Raw genomic sequence first — 24,250 nt, 5'->3', positions numbered from 1 at the left:
CGCCCACCATCCATTGGGTGATTTTCCCCTCGGTCATTGTCATTCCCCATTTGGGAACGGTGACGGCTTCGATAAGCGACATCGGATTACCTCTTCACGATAGATTTGGCGGCCTGCGCCACAGCGTCGGGGGTCGGCACATAGGCGTCCTCAAGATTGGGCGCATAGGGCACTGGAGTATGAGGGGCCGTAACGAGCTTGATCGGCGCCTTCAGGGCATCGAAGCACTTGTCCGCGAAGAGCGCCGAGATATCAGTGGCAACAGAGCAGCGCGGATTGGCCTCGTCGACGATGACGATACGACCGATACGTTCGGCCTCCTCAAGCAGCGTGTCTTCATCGAGCGGCGACGTCGTGCGCGGATCGATGATGCAAGCGGAAATACCCTCTGCGGCAAGCTGGCGAGCCGCTTCTTCGGCCACACCGACCATCCGGCCGATGGCCACGATCAGAACATCCTTACCATCACGAACCACGCGCGCCTCGCCGAACGGGATCGTATAAGATCCGTCCGGAACTTCCCCGACCGTGTCATAGAGCATCTTGTGCTCCAGGAAGATCACCGGATCATCATCCCGGATGGCCTGCAAAAGGAGGCCTTTGGCGTCATAGGGGTTGGAGGGGATGACCACCTTCAGGCCCGGAATATGGGTGAAGATCGGATAGAGCGCCTGCGTGTGCTGTGAACCGGAGCGGCTGCCGGCGCCATAGGTGGCACGGATAACCAGAGGCGTCTTGGCGCGGCCGCCGAACATGTACCGGAACTTCGCAGCCTGGTTCATGATCTGGTCGAGACACACGCCGGCAAAGTCTACGAACATGATTTCTGCGATCGGCCGAAGTCCCGTCAGGGCTGCACCGGCCGCCGCGCCGATGAAGGCTGCTTCGCTGATTGGCGTGTCACGAATACGCTCCGGCCCGAAGGCATCAAGCAGACCCTTGGTCACCCCGAACGGACCGCCCCAGGCGTCTTTCACACCCTTCGCCCCGGCGCCGCCGGTCAGGTCCTCGCCCATCATGATCACGCGGGGGTCTCGTGCCATCTCCGAGTGGAGCGCATCATTCAGAGCTTGGCGAAAAGATTTTTTGGCCATGATCGTAGTCCTTACAGATACTTGACATAGACGTCGGTCGTGAGAGCCGAAAGCGGCGGAAACGGCGCAGCGCGCGCAGCGCTGACCGCGCGATCGATCTCAGCCTCCACAGTCTGATCCACGGCATCGAGTTCGGCAGCATCAAGAAGCGACACATCCTTGACGTGCTTGCGGAATTTGACCAGGCAATCGCGATCCTGGCGCATCGCCGCCTTCTCTTCCGGCGTCCGGTAGTTGTCCGGATCGCCGCTGTAGTGGCCATAGTAGCGCGGAACATGGATATGCAGCATCGTCGGTCCGCCGCCAGTGCGCGCGCGCGCGACAGCCTCGCCTGCCGCGGTATAAACGGCGAATACATCCGTTCCATCAACTTCGATCGCGGGAATGTCATAGCTCTCGGCCCGCCGCATGAAGCTGCCGGCGGAAACATGCTCGTTTGCAGTTGCCTCACCAAATCCGTTGTCTTCAATGGCGAAGATAATCGGCAGATCCCAGATCTTGGCGAGGTTGAAGCTCTCGGACATCACGCCCTCGTTCATCGCCCCATCGCCGGCGAAGGCGACCGCCACCTGCCCTGTCCCTTGAATTTTGGCACTCAAGGCCGCGCCACAGGTGATCGGAGCACCGGCCGCAACAATCCCGTTCGCTCCCAGCATGCCCTTGCGAAGATCCGCAATGTGTTGGGACCCGCCCTTGCCGCCGCAGGTGCCGCTGGCCTTGCCGAAGAGCTCCGCCATCATGCTGTCAATGTCGACGCCCTTGGCGATCGAATGGCCGTGGCCGCGATGGGTCGACGAGATGTAATCGTCTCCATTCAGGTGCAGACAGACGCCGACGGCACTTGCCTCCTGGCCAGCATAGAGATGCGTGTTGCCGGGAATGTCACCGGTCGCCATCTCGTCCATCACGCGCTCTTCGAAGCGCCGGATCGTCCGCATCGTGCGGTAAACCGAAACAAGTTCGTCGTGCGGTAACTGAAGTCCTGACATAAGCTCAGTAGTTCGCGAAGAAGCGCATCAGGCTGCTCCTCAGCGAGGTAGTGCCCGCAGTTCTCAATTGCCGTTCCTCGAACGTTCAGTGCAACCTTCTCCAATTGCGCAACCAGATCAGGCATTGATCCCTGGTCTGCCCGTACAGCCAAAACCGGCATCCCAAGCTTCGGTTGTTTCGCCAATTGGCGATTTTGCTCGGCGGATACAGTTATGCCGCGATAGTATGCGAGCCCCCCCTTCAGCCCATTCTTGACGAACACGCGCAGATACTCGGTGAAATCTGCGTTTGAGAAAAAGCGCGGGGCGGCGGCCTTCCTTTCAAGGAACCAACGCAGGTAAACCTCCTCCTTTCCTTCAATAAGAATTTCAGGGAGATCCACGAGGTTGTGAAACGCCACGTGCCACGTTCGCCAGGCGGTGTTAGCTGCCCACGGCAAAAGGTCCGGCAGACTTATTCCGGGAATACCTGTGTCGAGGACTGCAAGCCCGAGAACATTGTCCCGGTATATAGCGGTATAAGGATAGGCAACCCAGGCGCCAACGTCATGTGCCACAATGTAATGCTCGCGCACGTCGAGCTTGTCCATCAGGCCTTTCACCAACTTCGCCGCTGCCGACGTGTCGGCAACCCCGGTCAGTCTGTCTGAGTCACCTTGGCCGGGCAGATCGAGAGCGATAACTCGATACTTCTGGCCCAATCCGGGCAAAATTTTCCGCCATGCGTACCAGCTTTGCGGAAATCCTGGAAAAAGCACCACGACGTCTCCGCCCTGATTCCCACCCGTCACATAATGCAGACGCACTCCATCAACCGTGGCGAAGGCCCCTCGGTATCCATCAATCCCGACCTGTGGCCATTCTGTCGTGTTAGTCATGTCAACTCCCTCAAAATTTTGATCGCAAAAAGAGGTTCGCAACTCCGCATGGACTTGCGTCATCGGACGAACATTCAATTTCAATGCTCGCGAACCTGCAGCGGGTTCACGTCGTCAAGTTGAGCCTCCAGCGCGTGGCAATGCGGTCCTACGGTTCGCAACGGTGGCCACGATCAAGCAAGAGATCAGGAGGACTGAAAATACGGCATTGATCGATGGCGTGAATCCGAAGCGCATCTGGTTGAATACCCAGATCGGCAATGTCGGCGCGCCACCGGAAAGAAAGAGCGTTACCATAACGTCGTCGGCGGAAAGGGTCATACCAAGGAACGCACCTGCAGCTATGGTTCCCCGTATCATAGGCCACAGGACAATCCTGAAACTCTGCCACCGGCTGGCGCCGAGGTCCAACGACGCCTCCACGATAGATGGGTCCAGACGGCGAAGCCTTACCAGAAGCAGGAGAAACGTCACTGGCATGACAAAGCTCATCTGCCCTACAACGATGCGAGAAATGCCAGAAGGGATACCCAGAATCTCAGTTCCGAGAACCATTTCGATACCGAGAACGACCCCCGGTGTTGCGACTGGCAGAGCAAACGCCAATTCAAAGCAACGGGCCCCCATCGGTTTCAAATAGTGGACAATCAGAGCAAATGCCGTTCCAACGACGACCGATATGGTGACAACACACAGCGCGACGACGACCGATCGCTGGGCGGCTTCCACCAGGGACGCATCATTCGCCAGCTCGCGATACCAGTTGAGGGTCCATCCTTGCAGCGGAAGCGTCTGAACATTCGCAGCGTTGAACGAGAAGAGAACGATAATCAGGAGTGGAAGATATAAGTACAGGATAGCGAGCGCGTACCCGAGGAAGCCGACGCGCTTACCATGCCGCCCGAATGTGTCGCCATTCGACTGAAGTGCTCCGTCGCCTTCTCCCCCGACCATCACCCCTTTCACCGGGGTGAGTGCGATCAGTGTGCTGAGAAGGATCACGACACTCAGCATCAACGCGACGGCGATTGCGGCGCCATACGGCCAGTTGTTCGCAAAACCAAACTGCGTGGATATGACGACGCCCAATGTCGTCCCATCGATCCCACCGATCATGGCGGGCGTTACGAAGTCACCCACCGTGACCAGAAATGCCAAGGAAAAACCGATAGCAAGATTTCTACGCGTCAGCGGCCAAATGAGATGGCAGAAGGTTTGAAAAGAGGAAGCGCCAGAATCTTTGGCAGCTTCGATCAGATCCTGCGGTATTTTCTCAAATGCGCTTATCGTCGAGATGAAAATGAAGGGCACCGAAACATATGCGAAAACAATAACTACAGCGATCGGACTATACAAAAAGGCCTCAGAGGGCGTGTTCAGGATGCCGCTTGAAACTAGAAACCCGTTTAGGAGTCCTGACTGCCCCAGGATGATACGCCAGGCAAATATCCGCATGAGGAGGCTGATCCACAACGGCAAAACTATCAAGACGGTGAGGAAAGCCTTGCTCTTGGTGGCGACACGGCCCACGTAATAGGCCAGTGGATAAGCGATCAACGCCGCGATAAAGCAACCCCCAAAGCTATACGCCAGCGTCCGAAACAGAAGAACCCAGAAGCCGGTGGAATTCCACAATCTTGCATAATTGCTGAAATTCGGCTCGAAGAGGATAGTTCCTGAAGAACTCCTCAAAAAACTCGTGCCGATCAGAAGAACGTTTGGCATCAACACGACAAGAAGCAGCCAAGCATATACCGGCACGCTTATGAGCTTTACCGAAAGAGTCCGGCCAAGCCGAGAATGTGGCGTGTCCAACCTCGACACATGGTTTGCGACGTCAGTCATGGAACACCTGTGCATTTGAAAGGTCGAATGCAACGTGAACCGGAAGGCCTATCGTGAACGTGTTGTTCCGCAGCGCCGGCACCGCGCCGATGAGATTCACGCCACCACAGCGAACATTGACCTCGCAATTCGTTCCAAGGAAAAGGACGTCCTCGACCCGTCCCTCAAGGACATCATCCTTGGCTCCGAAGTCCGTTGCGGGCTCCAAGGTCACAGCCTCATATCGAATAGCCATTCGAGCCGACCCGGATTTTGCGGATTGCAGCCCGGCGATTTTCCTACCCTCGATCAGTCCCTGGCCGTTCACAAATTCAACAGGGATCAGGTTTGAACGTCCGACGAAGCGGGAAACAAACTCATTTTCCGGAGAGAAGTAGATCTTCCGCGGGGTGGCCAGCTGCGCAATGCGACCTTCATTAAGCACGCAAACCCTGTCCGACATCGACAACGCCTCGCTCTGATCATGCGTGACGTACATAAACGCTATGCCGAGCTCCCTTTGAAGCGCCACCAACGTATGCTGCATCTGCTGACGCAGACGGAGGTCGAGCGCGGCAAGCGGCTCATCAAGCAACAGCAATCGGGGACGAGAAACGATTGCCCTTGCTAGTGCCGCACGCTGACGCTGCCCCCCGGAAAGCTGATGGGGAAGACGATCTGCGAAGGCCATCAATTCCGTCAGAGAAAGCGCTTCCTCAGCCGCCTTTCGTCGCTCGGCGTTTGCGTCTCCACGCACCCGGAGGGGATACTCGACGTTTTCCCGCACCGTGAGGTGCGGGAAAAGTGCATAGCTTTGAAACACGGTGCGGACGTCGCGCTTGTTCGGAGGGACTTCGTTGACCAGCCCACCATCCATTAGGATTCGGCCGCAGTCCGGTTTTTCAAAGCCTGCGACGGTTCTGAGAATCGTCGTTTTGCCCGAGCCGCTCGGCCCAAGGATGGAGAAAAACTCTCCCGGTTGCACCGAGAAACTTACCTCCTCCAAAGCCGGCTTGCGCGCCCCATCGTAGGTCTTCGAAACATTGCTCAACGTGAGCACCGAAGCGATTGTATCCGTCATGAATATCACCGACCGTTAGAGAGTTCCTGCGAGGAAATCGTTCCAGATCTGGACACGGCGCTCGACGTCTTCGGGCTCCTTGAAGAATACGAGATTGTTCTTGAAGTCGGGATCATCTGCGTCCGGGATGTTCGTGTCGCGCAATTGCTCTTCCGTTAGGCCGCCCTTACGGGCCTCCTCTGCAGTGAGAACACCATTGCTCCCGGAGAGCTTCATGAATCGGGCTTGCCACTCAACTGACATCGTGTCGTTAATGAACTTGTAAACAATATCCCGCTGCCCCCTCGGCGTTACGAAAATGCCTTCGATCCAAGAAGGGGTTCCCTCTTTCGGAAGGGTGTACTTCGCATTGTTACCCTTCTTTTTCAGCATGTTAACGACGGTAACGTTGTGGCAGTAGCCGAGGAGCGCTTCACCAGTGGCGTAGAGGTTGGCCGCATCGTCAAATCCCCGGGTGACGACGCGCACCTGCGACCGCAACTCGCGAAGGGCCGCGATGACTTTTAAAAACTCCTCCTCGGTCAAATGGAACGGATCCTTCGCTCCGACGTAAAGTGCAATCATCGGGATAGTTACTGTGGCATCGTCAAAGACTGTCACTTTTCCTTGGTATTGCTTGTCCCAAAGAGCTGCCCAGGAAATCGGCGGTTCCTTGATTACGTCGGCGTTATATTGAAGCGGCTGCGTGCCCCAATGCCAGGGAATTCCCATAAGCTCGCCCCCCACGGAAAGTGGATCGCGCCAGCTGAGGCCGGGTAGAATATTGGACGTGTTCGGAACCTTCGAGATATCGAATGGAACAATCTGCCCGATCGTTTTCAAACGACCTGCAGTCGATGCTTCCGAGTAAACTACGTCTGGTTTGACGGCGCCAGATTGAAGTTGCGCAAATACTTCATCAAGTGACGAAACAAAGACAGGTTTGATTTTCGCTCCGTTGGTGGCCGCCCATTCTGCAATCCAATCAGGCTCGGCATATGTCTCCCAAGTGAGCAGTGTGATCTCATCTTGATCTGCCCGAGCACTGCGTATGAGCGTCGGCGTTGCAAGCGATGCCGACAAAGCGGCTCCACTATATTTAAGGAATGTACGGCGTGTCGCGGAAAGTGAGTCCAATTTGGTCATTTCGGTACCTCTCTGACGATAGATTGACACTGCGGTGATGAGTAACCCATCCCGCCCCCTTTTCGTGCTCATCTAACTAACGGCAGTTCGATTAATTGGTGCTACAAGAAGCTGGCGGGAGTAATCTCCATGCCGCCAGCTACCGTTATCTTGATAGAACCGTTCAGAATTAGATTTGGCTAAAATGCGCGCCTAAGCTAAAATTCACACGCGGTGCGATCCGCCTCCTCCAAAGCGTGACACCTAGTATCCTCCATGAGGGAAATCCACACGTCAAATCATCCTTGACGATCACTAGTGATAAGAAGATTTTATCAGTATTCGCCGTGCATTTGAAACGTCGAAATGGAATCGCCGACTGACAAAGGACGAGACGGAAGCCTTGTGCGAGAATATAGTTGGGTCATACCATCCGGCGCGACGAAACCGACGTTTTTCGACTCGACGCAAGACTGCAAGAAGCAGACTTAGGAGACGGTATGATAAATCTTCGAACTTTGGAAACTTTTGTAGTTGTTGCCGGCACTGGCGGTTTTCATAAAGCGGCGGAGAAGCTTCATACGACTCAACCTGCTGTTTCCGCCCGCATCGCACAACTCGAAAATGAGTTGAAAGTCCGCCTATTTGAACGGGACAAACGCGGCAGCAGGCTCACCGTGAAAGGAAGGGAAGTCCTGCAATACGCAGAGCGGATTCTGGCGCTGCGTATTGAAATGGTCACCGCAGTCTCAGGATTTGACGTATTGGAAGGGACGGTACAATTAGGTGTATCCGAAACGCTCGTCCATACTATTTTACCTGAACTCCTTAGACAATTGAGTTGTGTTTATCCAGGCATCACCCTCGAAATTAGTGTCGATAGTTCGATCAATCTCACAAACGCTCTCATCGGTGGCGGCCTAGACGTGGCACTGTTGATGGGGCCAGTCGCAGCTACGGGATTTTCGAATATATCACTCTGCACCTACCAACTGAGTTGGATCGTCCATAAAGATTTTCCTTTAACGCTTCGGCCGTTAGCAATTGAGGATCTTTCTGCATTTCCTATAATTACTTTTGCACGCCAAACACACCCGTTTTGGCATATAACGGCGTTATTTGAAGCCGCCGGGTTACGTCATATGCGAATATTTTCGAACGCGTCACTCTCTTCAATAATTCAAATGACACTTGATGGAATTGGCGTGGCAGCTATTCCACCTCAAGTCGTTGTCAAACATATCAGAGATGGAAATTTGCGTGAACTTACAGTCCGTGAAGCGACGTTACCTGAAATGCACTTCACAGCCAGCTATTTAAAGAGCAACGGTGCTCCCTTGCGAGAGGCCGTCGCTATCCTCGCGCATGACGTGGCCAAAGATTTCTCGAAGAAAATCGTCGACGCGAAAAACTGCAGTTAATCCATGAGTTAAGTGCCAGCCGCCTGATATCTGCCTTGGAATATCTCGGGGAGTTTAACTGACGACTGAACCGCACCGGTTTTGCCGGAGGCTCCAACTTCTGAGAGAGTGGAGCCGATGTGAGCAAGACAACGAACAAGCTTTCACCTGAAGTCCGTGAGTGTGCGATCCGCATGGTCCTGGATCACGAAACAGAACATCCGTCACGGTAGGCAGCCGTTTTTTCTATAGCGGCGAACGAGCAGGCCTGCCGAGTGAGGTGGCCGAGAAGATGAAGGCTCTGGAGCGTGAGAACCGTGAGCTTCGCCAAGCCAACGAGATATTGCGCAAGGCGCCTGTTTATTTCGCCCAGGCGGAGCTCGACCGCCCCTTCAAACGATGATCTCGTTCATTGATGAACACCGTGGCGTGTTCGGGGTCGAGCCGATCTGCAGACTACTGCCGATTGCTCCATCGTAAGCCCACGGTGAAGGCCGTCTTGCGATGACGGCCTTCTGACTGCCAGTCCTAGTGGTAACACTAGGAGTAGTCATATGACGAAGCATCCAATTGAGGTGATCACGTCCGTAGAGCGCCGTCGGCGCTGGTCACGAGAAGACAAAGAGCGCCTGGTCGCTGCCTGCTTTGAGCCAGACGCGGTCATCTCCGAGATTGCCCGCGCGGCTGGTATCCATGTCAGCCAGTTGTTTCGTTGGCGCAAANGTAAGCCCACGGTGAAGGCCGTCTTGCGATGACGGCCTTCTGACTGCCAGTCCTAGTGGTAACACTAGGAGTAGTCATATGACGAAGCATCCAATTGAGGTGATCACGTCCGTAGAGCGCCGTCGGCGCTGGTCACGAGAAGACAAAGAGCGCCTGGTCGCTGCCTGCTTTGAGCCAGACGCGGTCATCTCCGAGATTGCCCGCGCGGCTGGTATCCATGTCAGCCAGTTGTTTCGTTGGCGCAAAGAGCTGTGCCGGCTCGACGAGCCGCAGACCGAGACGGGAACCGTGTTGGTGCCGGTGATCGTGTCCGAGGCCATTTCATCAGTCTCTCCCATTCAGCCGGAACCGCCGACCACACCCCATCCTCGTCGGAAGCGCAGCGATGTGACGATCGAGCTCGGCCGGGGCCGTCGGGTCCGCGTTGATAGCGACATCGACACGGAAGCGCTTGGCCGCATTCTCGATTGCGTGCTGGGTCGTCGATGATCCCGGTTCCTGTTGGCGTGAAGGTCTGGCTGGCGACAGGCCATACCGATATGCGCAAGGGCTTCCCCGGCCTGTCGTTGATGGTGCAGGAGGCGCTGAAGCGTGACCCGATGTGTGGACACCTGTTCGTATTTCGCGGCCGCGGCGGTGGCCTGATCAAGGTGATCTGGCATGACGGCCAGGGCGCTTGCCTGTTCACGAAGAAGCTGGAGCGTGGCCGCTTCATCTGGCCATCAGCGGCCGATGGCACGGTGGTGATCACACCTGCGCAGCTCGGTTATCTGCTGGAAGGTATCGACTGGCGGATGCCGCAAAAGACCTGGCGGCCGACGTCGGCCGGATGAGCAAAAACACTGGAATGACAGGCTCGAATATGATTCCATCCTGTCATGAGCAATACGACTGAAGAGTTTCCGGACGACCTTGCCAGTGCCCTTGCACTGCTGGCCCAGGAACGCGCTCGACGTGTTGCAGCCGAAGCAGAAGCGGCGACCGCCAAGGCCGAAGCCGCCAGTGCAAAAGCACTCGTATCGCATTCCGAGGCATTGATCGCGCGGCTGAAGCTGGAGATCGACAAGGTTCGCCGTGAACTCTACGGTAGCCGGTCAGAGCGTAAGGCGCGGCTCCTGGAGCAGATGGAACTGCAACTCGAGGAGCTCGAAGCAGACGCCGGTGAAGATGAACTGGCGGCGGAGATCGCAGCCAAAGCTTCAACCGCCAAAGCTTTCGAGCGCAGGCGTCCGTCACGCAAGCCCTTTCCCGAACACCTGCCACGCGAGCGCGTCGTGATCGCCGCTCCCGCCAATTGCGCCTGCTGTGGATCGGCCAAACTGTCGAAGCTCGGTGAGGATATCACCGAGACCCTGGAGGTCATCCCGCGTCAGTGGAAGGTCATCCAGACGGTGCGGGAGAAGTTTACCTGTCGCGAGTGCGAGAAGATCACGCAGCCACCGGCTCCCTTCCACGTAACGCCCCGCGGTTTTGCAGGACCGAACCTGCTGGCGATGATCCTGTTCGAGAAGTTCGCCCAGCACCAGCCGCTCAATCGCCAGAGCGAACGCTATGCCCGCGAAGGCGTCGATCTTAGCCTATCAACGCTGGCCGACCAGGTTGGTGCTTGTGCCGCGGCGTTGAAGCCCATTCACTCCCTCATCGAGGCGCATGTCCTTGCTGCCGAACGTCTGCACGGCGACGACACGACCGTGCCGATCCTTGCCAGAGGAAAGACCGATACGGGCCGCATCTGGACCTATGTCCGGGACGATCGGCCGTTCGGAGAGCTCTCACCGCCGGCCGCCCTTTACTATGCCTCGCGAGATCGACGGCAGGAACATCCTGAGCGCCACCTGAAGACCTTCACCGGCATTCTGCAGGCCGACGCCTATGGCGGCTACAATCCGCTGTTCAAGGGTGATCGCAATCCAAATCCTCTAAGGCAGGCGTTTTGTTGGGCACACTCGCGGCGTAAGTTCTTCGTGCTCGCCGACATTGCCGCAAATGCCAAGCGTGGAAAGAACGCCGCGCCGATCTCGCCTATGGCGCTCGAAGCTGTCAAACGGATCGACGGCCTGTTCGATATCGAGCGGGAGATCAACGGGCTTACGGCCGATCAACGCCTGGAACGTCGCCGCAAGGAAAGCCTGCCGCTCATCGACAGTCTGCAGGCCTGGCTTCAAACCGAGCGGTTAAAACTGTCGCGCAGTTCTCCGGTCGCCGAGGCGATCGATTACATGCTCAAGCGTTGGGATGGCTTCACGTCATTCTTGGAGGATGGCCGGATTTGCCTCACGAACAACGCGGCCGAGCGAGCTCTGCGAGGCTTCGCACTCGGCAGAAAATCGTGGCTCTTCGCCGGATCAGACCGCGGTGCAGATCGAGCAGCCTTTATGGCCACATTGATCATGACGGCAAAGCTCAACGGCATCGATCCGCAGGTGTGGCTGGCCGACGTTCTTGCCCGCATCGCTGACACGCCGATTACCAGGCTGGAGCAGTTGCTTCCGTGGAATTGGACGCCGCCGACCGTCAACGCTCAAGCGGCCTGACCTGCGGCCTTCACCGGAGGCTTACNTCGCACTCGGCAGAAAATCGTGGCTCTTCGCCGGATCAGACCGCGGTGCAGATCGAGCAGCCTTTATGGCCACATTGATCATGACGGCAAAGCTCAACGGCATCGATCCGCAGGTGTGGCTGGCCGACGTTCTTGCCCGCATCGCTGACACGCCGATTACCAGGCTGGAGCAGTTGCTTCCGTGGAATTGGACGCCGCCGACCGTCAACGCTCAAGCGGCCTGACCTGCGGCCTTCACCGGAGGCTTACATTGGTGTCGACGCTGCGTCGACACCTTCAATCTCTGCGCGTCATGAGGAGTCAAAGTGTGGAATCGGTCCTGATAAACTACCTTGTGAAAACGGACAAAAGGTCCGCCGGCCTGTACCTAGCAATAAACTTAAATATTGGGATTAATTCAGTTGCTCCGCGTCAGAGAGCAGTTTTGTTAGATGAGCTCGAGCCTGGCGAGGCCCAGAAGCGTCTGGATCGTCTGAAATAGCAATTGTGTACTGCGTTAGCGCGGTCAAAGAGAAATTCAGCAACCGTAGCGGCTGGTCGAAATCTTCGTGGCGCCACACTCGAGTCCCTTCACGGATCGTTTCGATAATTTCAACAGCAGCATCATAACGAGTATCAACTGAGTGGGAGTACGAGATATTTTCTTTATCAGGCGCCTCAGTACGACTTTCACCATCTGTCTGCATCAATAGCCTCGCGGCTTTGAGGGCGGCCTTCGGATTTAATAGCAGCAGATCATTAGGCAATTGATCGATCGTTCCCCAGAGGCAATGTGCCAATTCATTCCGGCCAACCGCCGCCGAATTGATGAGTTTAAACAACTTTTTCAGGAGTGCCTTCGTCTCAGGATGAGAGATCTTATTTTCGACGGCAACTTCTATTCCTGAAAGTTTTTGATTTCTGGACTTTAACTGGTCCAGCAAAAACATAGCGGTTAAGTCCCCTAGAAGCACGCTAGCCATCGTTTCGAGAAGGTGCTCAACATTAGCCCAACGTGCGAAAATGCGTGAGGCCTCGACGGCAAGCAAAGGACGCTGCGCTGCCGCGTCGCTTAGATTAATCTGAAATTCTTGGATCGTTTCTGGTATTGCTGTCGGCATGGAGTAGACCAACCCTTAGCGTTTCAACGCGCTGAGTCGGTCGATCACAGCAGCTAAGCCAATTGCCAGAACTCCCATTCCAAATGCAACGGCGCCGAGGATTTCATGAATAGCGGACTTGGCGGCCATCGCTATCAAAACACCGCCAACAATCTGCAGTAACCCAAGTGCATATAGAAGTTTAGCCATCAACAAGAATCCCCCATAAGTTGCTGACATGATGCTTTACGACCGTGGACGGGTCAAGCGACTTCAACTGCGCTGCGCCTTAAGTGCGGCCTGCTCCCGTTCCCACTTCTCGAACTCATCCTCGGCGTTATCGCCGGTATCCAATCCGCTGATTTCGTCGAGCCTCGCGTCGATCGCTCGCCTATCCCATTTTCTTGTCCCTGGGATGGTAGGCGGCATCTTGTGTGTGGCAACCCACATTGAAAACGTGGATTCCGCAATGCCGAGATAGGCGGCCGCTTCTTTGCGACCAATGAGGCGTGGAGGTTCAGACATAGGGCAACACCAAACATTGCGCGAGCTGCGCGTTGAACAACTTCCCGTTCGGTGGTGGCAGGCGGGTGACCTGCGGGTGGTGGCCGCAGAGAGAAGTTATTCTTCCTTCGTCGCGGCGGTCAAGGCCTTGCGACGGCGCGGGGCGCTGCTGAGATGTCTCCCAAATTTTTGGCAGACCTATCGCCCTAGCCTATCCCTTATTGCCATCAGCAACTCTGTCTGCTTGTCGGCGGCGCGGCGCATGTCCTGCACTTCCGTCACAACGCTGCCGAATGCGGCAAGGACAACGCCGCTTACTATTCCAGGCAGAAGCCATGGCAAAAGGCTGACTACGTAGTTCATGCTGCCGGTTGCCGCGGTGATGACCATCCAAGCCGCAGTAAGGCAGACTGAGGCCAGTCCGATAAACCTTAGAAAAGCACCCATGAAGTCCCCCATTTCAACCGGCACGATTTTGTGGTGGTTGAGGGTGGCCGGTCAAGGCTTAATGGTCACGCCGTGGCCCTCTGCGGTTTCGCCGGCCTTTATGAACATCACACCAGCTTCCTCCAGAGATGATTGGATATCGCGCAAAGTCCGCTCATAGGGCGTGGACTTCTCGCTCTCAAAATTTGCCAAGGTAGCCCGCCCGACTTTTGAAGCTTTGGCGAGATCATCTTGCGACCAGTTAATCAGTGCGCGCGCCGCCCGGCATTGCGCTGCTGTAATAGACATTTTTCATAACTCTATCATTTTTGTATTGACTTAGCGCCAACTCGATGTATTTTGTATCGTGTTATAGCGAAACAATCGCTTCGCAGCAACCGAGGAGAATACCGAAATGACGCATGCCGCAAGAAGACAAGAACCGGCGCGGAGCAATGCCAGAGAGCAGTTGCCGCGCGCGCTGGTCGGCAGAAGAAGACCGACCTTCCATGACGTTTTCGAGCAGCAGAACCCCCCGAAATTTTCGGTGGGTGACATGCTCAAGTTTCAGAAATCCGACGGCTACGTTTGGTACCTGACAATACTAGGCTTTCGCCCTGGTGGCGTGGTCGATGCGATGTACTATGACGGCCTCCCACATCCATTTCTTTGCACGCTGAGCGAATTGAGCAATCTTCGCATTGTCGAAATCACCACCATATCAAAGGAAGACGTCGCGGATTACCGCGCCGCGCTTGGAATGGACTCAAAGCTAGTGAACTGACCTTTCCCAGCTGGCCTTATGACATGCAAGGCCAGCCACCTTGCCGCAGAGCGCCTTCGGGCAGCGCGGCCTCTTCTCCCGGCAGAAATAGCGACGGCGTAGTCACCACCTAAGGCCTCACCAGCAACGACCCGTCGCGGCCCTGCTCCCTCTTGGTTGAGCGGGGCCAAACTTTTTCATCAAGCGACATTGGACTTTTTGAAGGCTGGTTCTGAAAGTTACGTCACGAACAATAGAGGAGGACGCATGCGCGCAGCAAACGATAACAGCCCGCTATATCTTTCTGAAGCGTCGATCGCCGCGCGCATCCTCGGCCCGAAGGCGAAAACGCAATGGGATGCCCTTGCATTGGTTTGGGAGCGCGAAGGCTTGCCGAGGATTGATCCCCTCACCGGCTGTCGCTATTGGCCGGCTGTACGCGCGTTTCTCGATCGCCGGCACGGATTGACCCAAAGCACCCTGCCCTCATCCATCGATGGCGTGGAGAATTGGTCATGACCGACGCACCTGGTCTAAAGCGGAAGCGCAATAAAGACGGATCGTACCGGGAGTATTGGGAAGCACGCGCCGACATAGCAAAGCGTGGATATCGACCGTCTTCAGTTCGGCTTCACTACCCGGAGACACCCGAAGGTCGCCAGCAACTGGCAGCGCGATGCCGCATTCTCCAGGCTGAAATGCTCGCGTGGTCGGCTACGGGCGAACACAAGGCACCGGGTTACGACGGCACGATTAAGAGCCTCTCGCGCGCCTATCAGACAAACGAAGACTCACCGTTCCATTCGATGAAATGGAACAGCCGTGAGAACGTGCTCAAGTCCCTCAAGATTATCGAGGCGACCGTTGGCGCAAGGCACGTCAACAAGCTGCTGGGCCCGGATTTTAAGCGGTGGCACGCGGCATGGGGGCAGCCCAAGGACGGCCAGCGAAAGCCCAGGCTATGGCGAGCCAAACACGCCATGGATACCGTCCGCCAATTGATAGGCTATGGGGTCACTCTGGGGCACGAAGACTGCTTTCGGGCCGACACTATCCTCAGCAAAATCCGGTTCAAGGCGCCGCCGGCTCGCACATCGGTAATGACCATCGAACACGTCAATGCTCTGCGAACAGCCGCACATTCCGAAGGCTTCCCCTCAGTTGCCCTCGCCACCGTGCTGCAGTTCGAACTCGCGCTCCGTCAAAAAGACGTAGTCGGCGAGTGGGAGCCGCGGGACGTGACAGACGATGGCGGCATCACCTACCGTGACAAGCGCTGGGTCAATGGCTTGGTGTGGTCCGACATCGACGATGACCTAATACTGCGCAAGGTCCACACAAAGACCGGCTTTGCCGTCGAGCATGATCTGAAACTGCACCCCGCCGTTCTTGAGGAGATTGACAGGGTTCCCGCCGAAAAAAGGATCGGTCCAATCATCATTTCTGAGGCAACCGGCGCTCCTTACAAGAACCGCAAATTCACCGAGAGGTGGCGCAAGGTCGCCGATAAGGCGGGCCTACCGAAGAGTGTCTGGAACATGGATGCACGCGCTGGCGCCATTACCGAAGCGTATGATCTGGGCGCATCCGAGACCGACGTAATGAAATCTGCGGGACATAAGAACCGCCAGACAAGTGCCCGCTACAATCGCGGAACCATCAGCCAGACCAGCCGCGTTGCCGAGATGCGCCTGGCAAAACGTAACGAGAACAACGAATAAGGGACGTGCCGGGGACGTTTGGGGGACGTCTCCGGCAAACGGTTGATTTTGCTTACTGACTTGAACAAGGGGAACACCTCCGCATCCTCTTCCTCGACAAACGCAATGTGCTCATCGCCGACGAGGTGCAGGGTCAGGGAACCGTCGATCACACGCCGGTCTATCCGCGCGAAATCGTGCGCCGGGCGCTTGAATTATCTTCTACAGCATTGATTTTAATCCACAATCACCCAAGTGGGGACCCCACCCCTTCGCGTGCGGATATCGAGATGACCAAAACCATCATCGATACGGCAAAGCCGCTCGGCATCACCGTCCACGATCATATCATCATCGGCAAGGACGGCCACGCCAGCTTCAAGGGCCTTCGGTTGATCTGAGAAAGACGCGAATGTTTAAGAAGAGCTGCAACCCATAAGAGCGGCATCAACAAAAAATTAACACCTATAAATTAGCATTTCCGAAAATAATAAATCAAGGCATCGAACCTTGGTGCCTGAAGGAACGGGGGTGCTTTATGTTTAATGGAGTGCGTTTCTTTCGCGATCGATCCGGCTCGTCTGCTGTCGAGTTCGCCATCGTCGCACCGATCTTCTTTCTCGTCCTTTTGACCATGATCGCATACGGCATCTATCTGATGGCAGCCTATTCGGTGCAACAGATCGCCGCTGACGCGGCGAGAACGGCCGTTGCCGGGCTGAACACGACAGAACGTCAGCAGCTTGCCCGGGATTTCGTCACCAAAAGCGACCTCAGCTACGCTTTCATGGACAAGACGCGTTTCACCGTCAATGTCGCCACCGATCCCGCCAATGCCAACCAGTTCACGGTGAAGGTCGAATACGACGCCCGCAACCTGCCGATCTGGAGTCTCTACAGCTACACCCTGCCCGAGCCGGTCATCCGGCGTTTTTCCACCATCCGGATCGGAGGAGCATGACATGCGGACCATTCCTTCCCTGCTTCCCCGTTTCCTCAAGGATAAAACGGGCAACATCGCCATTTCGGCCGGGCTCACCGCGCCGCTCTTCATCGGCATATTGGCGCTGGGCGTCGATTACGGTTACCTGACATTGCAGAAACGGCAATTGCAGCAGACCGCGGATCTCGCGGCCATCTCGGCGGCAGCCAATGCCACGGATGCCGAAAAGGCGGTCCAGCAATATTTCGCCCTCAATGGCATGGATCTCGGCGTCAAGACCGACAAGGGGCTTTTGACCGCCAAAGGGCTGGAACCCTTCGACCCCTTAAATGAATTCGCAAGCAGCAAGGGTTACGCCGAAGTCATCAAGGGCCACTACGAGCCGGATGCGACCGTGCCGGTCGGCCAGCGTTTCGTCGACAATGCCCTGCCCACCAATGCGATCAAGGTGAACATCGTCGAACAGGGGCAGATATTCTTCGCCTCCGCCTTCACCAAGCCGCCCAAGGTCTCGGCAGTGGGAACGGCCTCGTCCCAGAAGATCGCCGCATTTTCGGTGGGATCGCGACTGGCGAGCCTCGATGAGGGAATTCTCAACAGCCTGCTCGGCGGCCTGCTCGGCACCACCGTGTCGTTGAAGCTCATGGATTACCAGGCGCTTCTCGCAGCCGATGTCAATGCGCTGAAGATCGTCGAGGCGCTGGCCATCGATCTCAACCTCACCGCTGGCACCTACAAGGACGTGTTGCAGACGGAAATCAGCTACGGCAAATTCCTCGACGTGCTGACAAAAACCACAGGCCTGCAGCCAGCGGTCGCCAACATCCTGAAGACACTGCAAAAAGCCGTCAACAAGAGCAACGTCAACCTCAAGCTTGAGGAAATCCTCAATCTCGGCCCCTTCTCCGACAAGCTGATCGGCACGGGTGAGAACCTCAAGGTGACAGCCGGGGTCTTCGATCTCATCAATGCCGCCGCCGTGGCGGGCAATGGCGGCAACCAGCTGGCACTTAATCTCAACGCCAATATTCTCGGTCTCGCCTCGGTCAAGGCAACACTCGCCATCGGTGAACCGCCCATCGAAACACCGTCGCTCGCCGTCGGCGGCCAGGGTACCATCGTGCGCACCGCGCAGACCCGGCTGGCTGTCAATGTCGTTGTCGACGGGCTGCAGGCCATTGCCGGTCTCAAGGTCAATCTTCCGCTCTATGTGGAAGTCGCCCATGCCGAAGCGCGGCTTGCCGATATCAGATGCACGGGCGGCGGACAGGGCACGGTGGATGTGGAAGTCGTTCCCGGCGTCGTGGAAATCGCGCTCGGCAATGTCGACACCTCGGCCTTTGCCAATTTCGGCAAGGACCCGCGTGTCACCAAGACCGCGATCGTGGATTCGGCGCTGCTTGCCATCAACGGCAGCGCCCTCATCAACGCCACCAACATGACGAAGACCAAACTGACCTTCACGCAGTCGGATATTACGCAAGCCAAGATCAAGAGTGTCTCGACCAAAGACACCGTCACCACTCTTGTCAGCTCGCTGCTGAAGAACCTCAATCTGGATATCCGGCTTCTCTTCCTCAACCTCGATCTGGGAGGTCTGGCGGGCATTCAGACAGCGCTCGCCAACACGCTCTCACTGGTCACCGCTCCCGTAGATCAACTGCTCTACAACGTGCTTCTGGTTCTCGGCGTCAAGATCGGCGAAGCCGATGTGCGGGTGACCGATGTTCGCTGCCAGCAGCCCGCGCTGGTGCAATAATAAGCACTACGCACGAAAAAGCCGCCGGATGGTCTCCCGGCGGCTTTTTTGTTTGCAGCGCTTAACCAGATTAGGCGTTGGCGATTGCCAGACGCTTTTCGTCCCGGCCGCTCTTCATGCGCTCGGACAGCAGGAACGCCAGCTCCAGCGCCTGATCGGCATTGAGGCGCGGATCGCAATGGGTGTGGTAACGGTCGGACAGCGAATCCGCCGTCACGGCGCGCGCGCCACCGGTGCATTCCGTCACGTCCTTGCCGGTCATCTCGATGTGGATGCCGCCCGGATGCGTGCCTTCGGCGCGATGGATCTGGAAGAAGCTTTCGACTTCCGACAGGATGCGCTCGAACGGACGTGTCTTGTAGTGGTTGAGCGTGATGGTGTTGCCATGCATCGGATCGCAGGACCAGACGACCTTGCGGCCTTCCTTCTCCACCGCACGGATGAGCTTCGGCAGGCTGTCCGCCACCTTGTCATGGCCGAAACGGCAGATCAGCGTCAGGCGGCCGGCCTCGTTTGCCGGGTTCAGCGCGTCGATCAGCTCGATCAGATTGTCGGGCGTCAGCGACGGACCGCATTTCAGGCCGATCGGGTTCTTGATGCCGCGGAAATATTCCACATGCGCATGGTCGAGCTGACGCGTGCGGTCACCGATCCAGATCATGTGGCCCGACGTCGCGTACCAGTCGCCCGAGGTGGAATCGACGCGGGTCAGCGCCTCTTCGTAACCGAGCAACAGAGCCTCGTGGCTGGTGAAGAAATCGGTCTCGCGCAGGCTCGGATTGTTCTCGGCGCTGATGCCGATCGCCTGCATGAAGTTCATGGTTTCGGAAATGCGGTCGGCCAGCTTGCGGTAGCGGTCCGCCTGCGGGCTGTCCTTGATGAAACCGAGCATCCACTGGTGAACGTTCTCAAGGTTGGCATAACCACCCATGGCGAAAGCGCGCAGCAGGTTGAGCGTCGCCGCCGACTGACGGTAAGCGTCGAGCTGACGCTCCGGGTTGGGAATGCGCGAGGCCTCGTTGAAGTCGATACCGTTGATGATGTCACCGCGGTAGGACGGCAATGTCACGCCATCGAGCACTTCGACGTTGGAAGAGCGCGGCTTGGCGAACTGGCCGGCAATACGGCCCACCTTCACGACAGGCAGTTGCGCGCCGTAGGTGAGCACGACGGCCATCTGCAGGAAAGCGCGGAAGAAGTCGCGGATATTGTCGGCGCCATGCTCGAGGAAGCTTTCGGCGCAATCGCCACCCTGCAGCAGGAAGGCGTTGCCTTCAGCCACATTGGCGAGCTGTTTTTTCAGGCGACGGGCTTCACCGGCAAAAACCAGCGGCGGATAGGTCGCAAGCGTGGCTTCGGTCGCCGCAAGTGCGGCCGCATCCGGATATTCGGGAACCTGCTGGATCGGTTTCTGCCGCCAGCTGCCGGGGGTCCAATTCTGTGCCATGTTCTTAACCCTTCTTTCGCCCGCGCAATAGCGACGCGGCCGCCTCCAAAATTTGAGCGGCTTATAGCTCCAAGCATCGCCTTTGCATAGCCGATCTCCCGGCCAACAGGCTCGTTCTGCCCCTTTTGGGCGCTTCAGATGCACAAAAGTCAATTCAAACGATTTAACAAACCCGTCGCCCTTCAAAAACCTCTGTTTTCGAAGGGCGACGGGCGAATTCGGACGATGATCATATCACCTCTGTCGCAGGTGTTACACGCGCTCGCCATTCACCAAGCGGTAGCTCGGCGAATACATCGTCACCAGCTCCTCGGCGGCTGTCGGATGAACAGCCATGGTGCGGTCGAAATCATCCTTGGTGCAGCCGGCTTTCAGCGTGATGCCGAGAAGCTGCGCCATCTCGCCCGCCTCGTGGCCAAGAATATGCACGCCGACAACCTTGCGGTCGCTAGCATTGACGATCAGCTTCATGATCGTCTTTTCCTGACGGCCGGAAAGCGTCGCCTTCATCGGCCGGAACTGGGCGCGATAGACTTCCAGTTCCGGGTATTTCTTGCCGGCTTCCTCTTCCGAAAGACCGACTGTGCCGATTTCCGGCTGCGAGAACACCGCCGTCGCAATCAGCTCGTGATCCGGCTTGGTCGGGTTGTTCTTGTATTCGGTCTCGATGAAGCACATCGCCTCGTGGATCGCCACCGGCGTCAACTGTACCCGGTCGGTGACGTCACCCAGCGCGAAGATGCTGGGCACGTTCGTCCGCGAATAGTCGTCGACGATGATCGCGCCCCGCGCATCCACCTTCACACCGGCCTTTTCGAGACCCAGACCCTTGGTGTTCGGGTCACGGCCAAGCGCCAGCATCACCAGGCCGACATGCAGCGAGCTGCCCTGCTTGGTGCGTGCCACGAAGCCGCCGGCGCCATCCTTGCTGACGTCCTCGATGATATCTTCGAGAATGATGCGGATGCCCTTGGCCTCCATCGCCTCATGCAGGCCCTTGCGCATATCGTGATCGAACCGCGAGAGGATTTCCTTGCCGCGATAGATCAGCGTCGTTTCCACGCCGAGCCCATGGAAGATATTGGCGAATTCGACAGCGATGTAACCGCCGCCGGCAATCAGGATCGATTTCGGCAGCTCTTCCAGATCAAAGGCCTCGTTGGAGGAGATCGTCAGCTCATGACCGGGCAGCGCCTTGTGCTCGTTCGGCGTGCCGCCGACGGCGATCACGATGCGCTCGGCCGTGAAGGTCTCGCCGGTCTTCGTCAGCTTCACGGTATGGGCATCGACCAGTTCCGCGCGGCTGTCGAAAATATCGGCCTTGGCGTTCTCCAGCCCCTTGCGATAGAGGCCTTCGAGCCGGGTGATTTCCTTGTCCTTCGCCGCGATCAGCTTTTTCCAGTCGAAACGGCGCTCGCCGACGCTCCAGCCGAAACCTTCCGCATCCTCGAAATGCTCAGGGAATTGCGAGGCATAAACGAACAGCTTCTTCGGCACGCAGCCGCGAATGACGCAGGTGCCGCCATAGCGGTATTCTTCAGCTATTCCCACGCGCTTGCCGAGCGAAGCCGCCACGCGGCCGCTGCGCACGCCGCCGGAACCGCCACCGATGACGAAGAGATCGTAGTCATAAGCTGTCATAGTCAAAACCCCTGCTCAAAACCGCCATGACCTCGTTATGGGCCAGCGGCCTGTTCACGCCACATATAGGTGCTGCGACGCACAAATGAAAAGCCCGGTCTTGCGACCGGGCTTTGAATATTTCTGAACCTTAAAAGGTTGCCTTACGGCTTGGCTGCAGGCGCGCCGCCGGTAGCGTTATGATCAGCCGGGAGCGGCTTCAGATCGGCGCCGGCTACCTTCTGCAGTTCCGTCATGCTGGCGGCGTTGAGATCGCGGTTGATGCCGGCGGCCCAGATGTCGGCAGCCTTCATCAGTTCGCGCGTCGCGATCGGGCCGTCCTTCAGGAGCTTCTTGCCGGCTTCGCTGCCGTAGAAGGTGGAAATGGCATTCAGCTCGTCAACGCTGAAGGCGCGCGCATAGGTGAGTGCCGCTTCACGTTCCAGATCGGCACGGCGCGGTGCAAGTTCGAGCGCCTTGGCATCAACCGTCGTGGTGATGGCATCCTGCACGTTTGGCGAGGCCTGAATGAGCTCGGACTTCAGACGCTCTGCCAGACCGGGCAGAATGTCGTCAAAACGGTCGGTAACGCCAAGAGAGGTGATTGCCTTGCGTGCGGCAGCAATATGCGCTTCGGAAATTTCCTGGGCGCGTGCGGCAGTACCGAACACGATGCCGGAAATGAGGATCGAAGCAGCGGCAGCTTTGCCCAGTCCCGCTAATTTGATCATGAAAATCTCGCTCCTGTTATACTGCCTGCATCACGCGGGCGCCTTCAGGGCCCGCGATGATGGCAAGCGATGCCAAATTTATGAAAAGTCCGTGCTCGACAACACCGGGGATAGTGTTCAGCTCGCGTGCCAGTGCTTCTGCATCAGGAATACGGCCAAAAGATGCGTCGAGGATCAGGTGTCCACCATCCGTCATGAAGGCGCCGTCGCCGGAAGAACGCATCGTCAGTTCACCCGAAAGACCAGAGCGCGCCGCCAGTTTTTCGATGGCGATGCGTGTCGCCACCTGGCCGAAGGGATTGATTTCGATGGGAAGCGGAAAGGCACCCAGCGTCTCCACGACCTTGCTCTGGTCGGCGATGACGATCATGCGGCCGGATGCCGCCGCCACGATCTTTTCGCGCAGAAGCGCGCCGCCGCCACCCTTGACGAGCCGCAGCGCATGATCCACCTCGTCGGCGCCGTCGATCGTCAAATCGAGTTCCGGCAATTCATCGAGGGATTTCAGCGGCACGCCAAGCTCGACACACAGACGCGCGGTACGCTCGGATGTCGGAACGCCCTCGACCTTCAGGCCGGCTGCAACCTTCTCGGCCAGAAGACGGACGAATTCCTCGGCCGTCGAACCGGTGCCGATACCCAGCCGCATCCCGTCCTGTACATGGGACAATGCGGCCTCGGCGGCCTTGATCTTCATCTGGCGGGCATCCATGTGCCTGAAACTCCGGTAGCTTTGTCGTCGCCGTGCTGTTTACACGGGTCGAAAGCCAAACGAAAGCCTTTTTCAAGGCAACGAACAGAACGTTGTGGTGCGGTTGCAAAGACAGGTGGCTTTGCCTAGGCTTGGCGCGAATGAAAGCACCGATAGTTCAGCACCCGCATTCCGTAAGAGGCCCGTTTCCGTGACATCCCGCCCGCTCTCCCCGCTCGCCATTTTCGATCTCGACGGCACGCTGGTCGACACCGCCGCCGATCTCGTCTCGAGCCTAAACCACACCATCGCCGCAGCCGGACTTGCCCCGGTTACCTATGACGACCTGACGCATCTGGTCGGCCAGGGCGCGCGGGTGATGATCAAGCGCGCCTTCGCATTGCGCGAGACCGAACTGCCGGAAGCCGATATCGATCCGCTTTACGAGCGTTTCATCACCCATTACCGGGCCGAAATGCCGGGCGAAAGCCGTCCCTATCCGGGCATCGTCGCGACCCTGGACGCGCTAAAGGCCGCCGGCATCACGCTCGCCGTCTGCACCAACAAGACCGAAATCCTCGCCGTGCCGCTGCTCGAAAAACTCGGCCTCACGCCCTATTTCGCGGCCATCACCTGCGGCGATACCTTTGAGTACCGCAAGCCCGATGCGCGCCATATTCTCGGCACCATCGAAAAGGCCGGCGGTGATCCGCAACGCACTGTCATGGTCGGCGACAGCATCAATGACATCCTCGCCGCAAAGAACGCTGGCGTGCCATCGATCGGCGTCACCTTCGGTTATACGGATGTGCCGATGGTGAAACTCGAGCCGGACGTCGTGATTGATGATTTCGCTGAGTTGACGCCCGCGCTGTTCGAGGAACTGATTGCCAAGGGTGCAGCCGCGGCCTGAGAGGCTGGGCGACATAAAAGC

General features: G+C 57.3%; 26 protein-coding genes, 3 pseudogenes and 1 other annotated feature. Of the genes and pseudogenes, 14 read left to right on the top strand and 15 right to left on the bottom strand.

Annotation, left to right across the window (positions count from 1 at the left end):
• Positions 1-86: 86 nt before the first annotated feature.
• The 6 genes from O8B93_RS18725 to O8B93_RS18700 all read right to left on the bottom strand — a co-directional run bounded on the left by O8B93_RS18725 (position 87) and on the right by O8B93_RS18700 (position 6,991).
• Complete coding sequence (locus tag O8B93_RS18725; RefSeq protein ID WP_176072107.1) at positions 87-1,094, bottom strand: alpha-ketoacid dehydrogenase subunit beta; 1,008 nt, start codon at positions 1,092-1,094, stop codon at positions 87-89.
• Positions 1,095-1,105: 11 nt separating this feature from the next.
• Entirely contained in the window at positions 1,106-2,083 is a 978-nt protein-coding gene (locus O8B93_RS18720; RefSeq protein ID WP_269711422.1) for a thiamine pyrophosphate-dependent dehydrogenase E1 component subunit alpha, read from the bottom strand.
• Positions 1,999-2,961 (bottom strand): alpha/beta fold hydrolase, encoded by a 963-nt coding sequence (locus O8B93_RS18715; RefSeq protein WP_269711421.1) that lies wholly within the window; start codon positions 2,959-2,961, stop codon positions 1,999-2,001. Before O8B93_RS18715 ends, O8B93_RS18720 begins: the two co-directional genes overlap by 85 nt.
• Positions 2,962-3,075: 114 nt before the next feature.
• Positions 3,076-4,806: an ABC transporter permease subunit gene (locus O8B93_RS18710; protein ID WP_269711420.1), complete on the bottom strand. Its 1,731-nt coding sequence runs from the start codon at positions 4,804-4,806 to the stop codon at positions 3,076-3,078.
• Positions 4,799-5,866, bottom strand: a complete 1,068-nt coding sequence (locus tag O8B93_RS18705; RefSeq protein ID WP_269711419.1) for an ABC transporter ATP-binding protein — start codon at positions 5,864-5,866, stop codon at positions 4,799-4,801. The genes O8B93_RS18710 and O8B93_RS18705 overlap by 8 nt, the downstream gene beginning before the upstream one ends.
• Positions 5,867-5,881: 15 nt before the next feature.
• The gene (locus O8B93_RS18700) at positions 5,882-6,991 is read right to left on the bottom strand and encodes an extracellular solute-binding protein (RefSeq protein WP_269711418.1); all 1,110 of its coding nucleotides are present in this window, start codon (positions 6,989-6,991) and stop codon (positions 5,882-5,884) included.
• A 398-nt stretch (positions 6,992-7,389) separates the two neighbouring features.
• On the opposite strand from O8B93_RS18700, the gene O8B93_RS18695 reads away from it, so the two are divergent.
• The 7 genes and pseudogenes from O8B93_RS18695 to O8B93_RS18665 form a co-directional block, all read left to right on the top strand.
• Positions 7,390-8,391: a LysR family transcriptional regulator gene (locus O8B93_RS18695; RefSeq protein ID WP_269711417.1), complete on the top strand. Its 1,002-nt coding sequence runs from the start codon at positions 7,390-7,392 to the stop codon at positions 8,389-8,391.
• Between the two features lie 229 nt (positions 8,392-8,620).
• Positions 8,621-8,847 (top strand): annotated as a pseudogene (locus O8B93_RS18690) (IS3 family transposase); the annotation flags it as partial.
• Positions 8,728-8,844: a sequence feature (AL1L pseudoknot), on the top strand. Its footprint overlaps the pseudogene before it by 117 nt.
• 77 nt (positions 8,848-8,924) lie before the next feature.
• Positions 8,925-9,125 carry a transposase gene (locus tag O8B93_RS18685; protein WP_269711416.1) on the top strand — a complete coding sequence of 67 codons (201 nt, stop codon included), beginning with the start codon at positions 8,925-8,927 and terminating at the stop codon, positions 9,123-9,125.
• Positions 9,126-9,171: 46 nt separating this feature from the next.
• Positions 9,172-9,582: an IS66-like element accessory protein TnpA gene (gene tnpA / locus O8B93_RS18680; protein ID WP_112557152.1), complete on the top strand. Its 411-nt coding sequence runs from the start codon at positions 9,172-9,174 to the stop codon at positions 9,580-9,582.
• On the top strand, positions 9,579-9,926 hold the full coding sequence (tnpB, locus tag O8B93_RS18675; protein ID WP_044459718.1) for an IS66 family insertion sequence element accessory protein TnpB: 348 nt from the start codon (positions 9,579-9,581) through the stop codon (positions 9,924-9,926). Before tnpA ends, tnpB begins: the two co-directional genes overlap by 4 nt.
• A 45-nt stretch (positions 9,927-9,971) precedes the next feature.
• Positions 9,972-11,627, top strand: coding sequence for an IS66 family transposase (gene tnpC, locus O8B93_RS18670; RefSeq protein ID WP_269711415.1), 1,656 nt, complete (start codon positions 9,972-9,974; stop codon positions 11,625-11,627).
• Between the two features lie 28 nt (positions 11,628-11,655).
• Positions 11,656-11,877: pseudogene (locus O8B93_RS18665) on the top strand (transposase domain-containing protein); the annotation flags it as partial.
• Positions 11,878-12,045: 168 nt separating this feature from the next.
• On the opposite strand, the gene O8B93_RS18660 reads toward O8B93_RS18665, so the two are convergent.
• The 5 genes from O8B93_RS18660 to O8B93_RS18640 all read right to left on the bottom strand — a co-directional run bounded on the left by O8B93_RS18660 (position 12,046) and on the right by O8B93_RS18640 (position 13,971).
• Positions 12,046-12,753, bottom strand: a complete 708-nt coding sequence (locus tag O8B93_RS18660; RefSeq protein WP_269711414.1) for a hypothetical protein — start codon at positions 12,751-12,753, stop codon at positions 12,046-12,048.
• Positions 12,754-12,768: 15 nt separating this feature from the next.
• Entirely contained in the window at positions 12,769-12,942 is a 174-nt protein-coding gene (locus tag O8B93_RS18655; protein WP_269711413.1) for a hypothetical protein, read from the bottom strand.
• Between the two features lie 63 nt (positions 12,943-13,005).
• Complete coding sequence (locus O8B93_RS18650) at positions 13,006-13,257, bottom strand: helix-turn-helix transcriptional regulator (RefSeq protein ID WP_269711412.1); 252 nt, start codon at positions 13,255-13,257, stop codon at positions 13,006-13,008.
• Positions 13,258-13,434: 177 nt separating this feature from the next.
• Complete coding sequence (locus O8B93_RS18645) at positions 13,435-13,683, bottom strand: hypothetical protein (RefSeq protein ID WP_269711411.1); 249 nt, start codon at positions 13,681-13,683, stop codon at positions 13,435-13,437.
• A 51-nt stretch (positions 13,684-13,734) separates the two neighbouring features.
• Positions 13,735-13,971: a helix-turn-helix domain-containing protein gene (locus O8B93_RS18640; protein ID WP_269711410.1), complete on the bottom strand. Its 237-nt coding sequence runs from the start codon at positions 13,969-13,971 to the stop codon at positions 13,735-13,737.
• A 106-nt stretch (positions 13,972-14,077) separates the two neighbouring features.
• Here O8B93_RS18640 and O8B93_RS18635 point away from each other — a divergent pair, with 106 nt between their 5' ends.
• The 6 genes and pseudogenes from O8B93_RS18635 to O8B93_RS18610 all read left to right on the top strand — a co-directional run bounded on the left by O8B93_RS18635 (position 14,078) and on the right by O8B93_RS18610 (position 18,827).
• Complete coding sequence (locus O8B93_RS18635; protein WP_269711409.1) at positions 14,078-14,446, top strand: hypothetical protein; 369 nt, start codon at positions 14,078-14,080, stop codon at positions 14,444-14,446.
• Positions 14,447-14,692: 246 nt separating this feature from the next.
• On the top strand, positions 14,693-14,944 hold the full coding sequence (locus tag O8B93_RS18630; RefSeq protein ID WP_045533642.1) for a hypothetical protein: 252 nt from the start codon (positions 14,693-14,695) through the stop codon (positions 14,942-14,944).
• Positions 14,941-16,146, top strand: a complete 1,206-nt coding sequence (locus O8B93_RS18625; RefSeq protein ID WP_269711408.1) for a site-specific integrase — start codon at positions 14,941-14,943, stop codon at positions 16,144-16,146. The genes O8B93_RS18630 and O8B93_RS18625 overlap by 4 nt, the downstream gene beginning before the upstream one ends.
• 62 nt (positions 16,147-16,208) lie before the next feature.
• Positions 16,209-16,526: pseudogene (gene radC, locus O8B93_RS18620) on the top strand (RadC family protein); the annotation flags it as partial.
• Positions 16,527-16,663: 137 nt separating this feature from the next.
• Entirely contained in the window at positions 16,664-17,086 is a 423-nt protein-coding gene (locus O8B93_RS18615; protein WP_003502911.1) for a TadE/TadG family type IV pilus assembly protein, read from the top strand.
• A 1-nt stretch (position 17,087) separates the two neighbouring features.
• Positions 17,088-18,827 (top strand): TadG family pilus assembly protein, encoded by a 1,740-nt coding sequence (locus tag O8B93_RS18610; RefSeq protein ID WP_269711407.1) that lies wholly within the window; start codon positions 17,088-17,090, stop codon positions 18,825-18,827.
• Between the two features lie 70 nt (positions 18,828-18,897).
• Here O8B93_RS18610 and O8B93_RS18605 read toward each other — a convergent pair whose 3' ends face one another.
• The 4 genes from O8B93_RS18605 to rpiA form a co-directional block, all read right to left on the bottom strand.
• The gene (locus tag O8B93_RS18605) at positions 18,898-20,274 is read right to left on the bottom strand and encodes a class II 3-deoxy-7-phosphoheptulonate synthase (protein WP_269711406.1); all 1,377 of its coding nucleotides are present in this window, start codon (positions 20,272-20,274) and stop codon (positions 18,898-18,900) included.
• Positions 20,275-20,526: 252 nt separating this feature from the next.
• Positions 20,527-21,915, bottom strand: a complete 1,389-nt coding sequence (gor, locus tag O8B93_RS18600; RefSeq protein ID WP_269711405.1) for a glutathione-disulfide reductase — start codon at positions 21,913-21,915, stop codon at positions 20,527-20,529.
• 143 nt (positions 21,916-22,058) lie between these two features.
• On the bottom strand, positions 22,059-22,625 hold the full coding sequence (locus O8B93_RS18595) for a DUF2059 domain-containing protein (RefSeq protein WP_269711404.1): 567 nt from the start codon (positions 22,623-22,625) through the stop codon (positions 22,059-22,061).
• Positions 22,626-22,641: 16 nt separating this feature from the next.
• Entirely contained in the window at positions 22,642-23,337 is a 696-nt protein-coding gene (rpiA, locus tag O8B93_RS18590) for a ribose-5-phosphate isomerase RpiA (protein ID WP_006315449.1), read from the bottom strand.
• A gap of 190 nt (positions 23,338-23,527) precedes the next feature.
• On the opposite strand from rpiA, the gene gph reads away from it, so the two are divergent.
• Positions 23,528-24,229: a phosphoglycolate phosphatase gene (gene gph / locus O8B93_RS18585; protein ID WP_269711403.1), complete on the top strand. Its 702-nt coding sequence runs from the start codon at positions 23,528-23,530 to the stop codon at positions 24,227-24,229.
• Positions 24,230-24,250 lie beyond the last annotated feature (21 nt).

It is taken from the genome of Martinezella rhizogenes, assembly GCF_027460065.1.
GTDB lineage: Bacteria > Pseudomonadota > Alphaproteobacteria > Rhizobiales > Rhizobiaceae > Agrobacterium > Agrobacterium rhizogenes_C.
The sequence above is the reverse complement of the archived record's forward strand: the minus strand, read 5'-3'. Positions and strand labels throughout refer to the sequence as shown.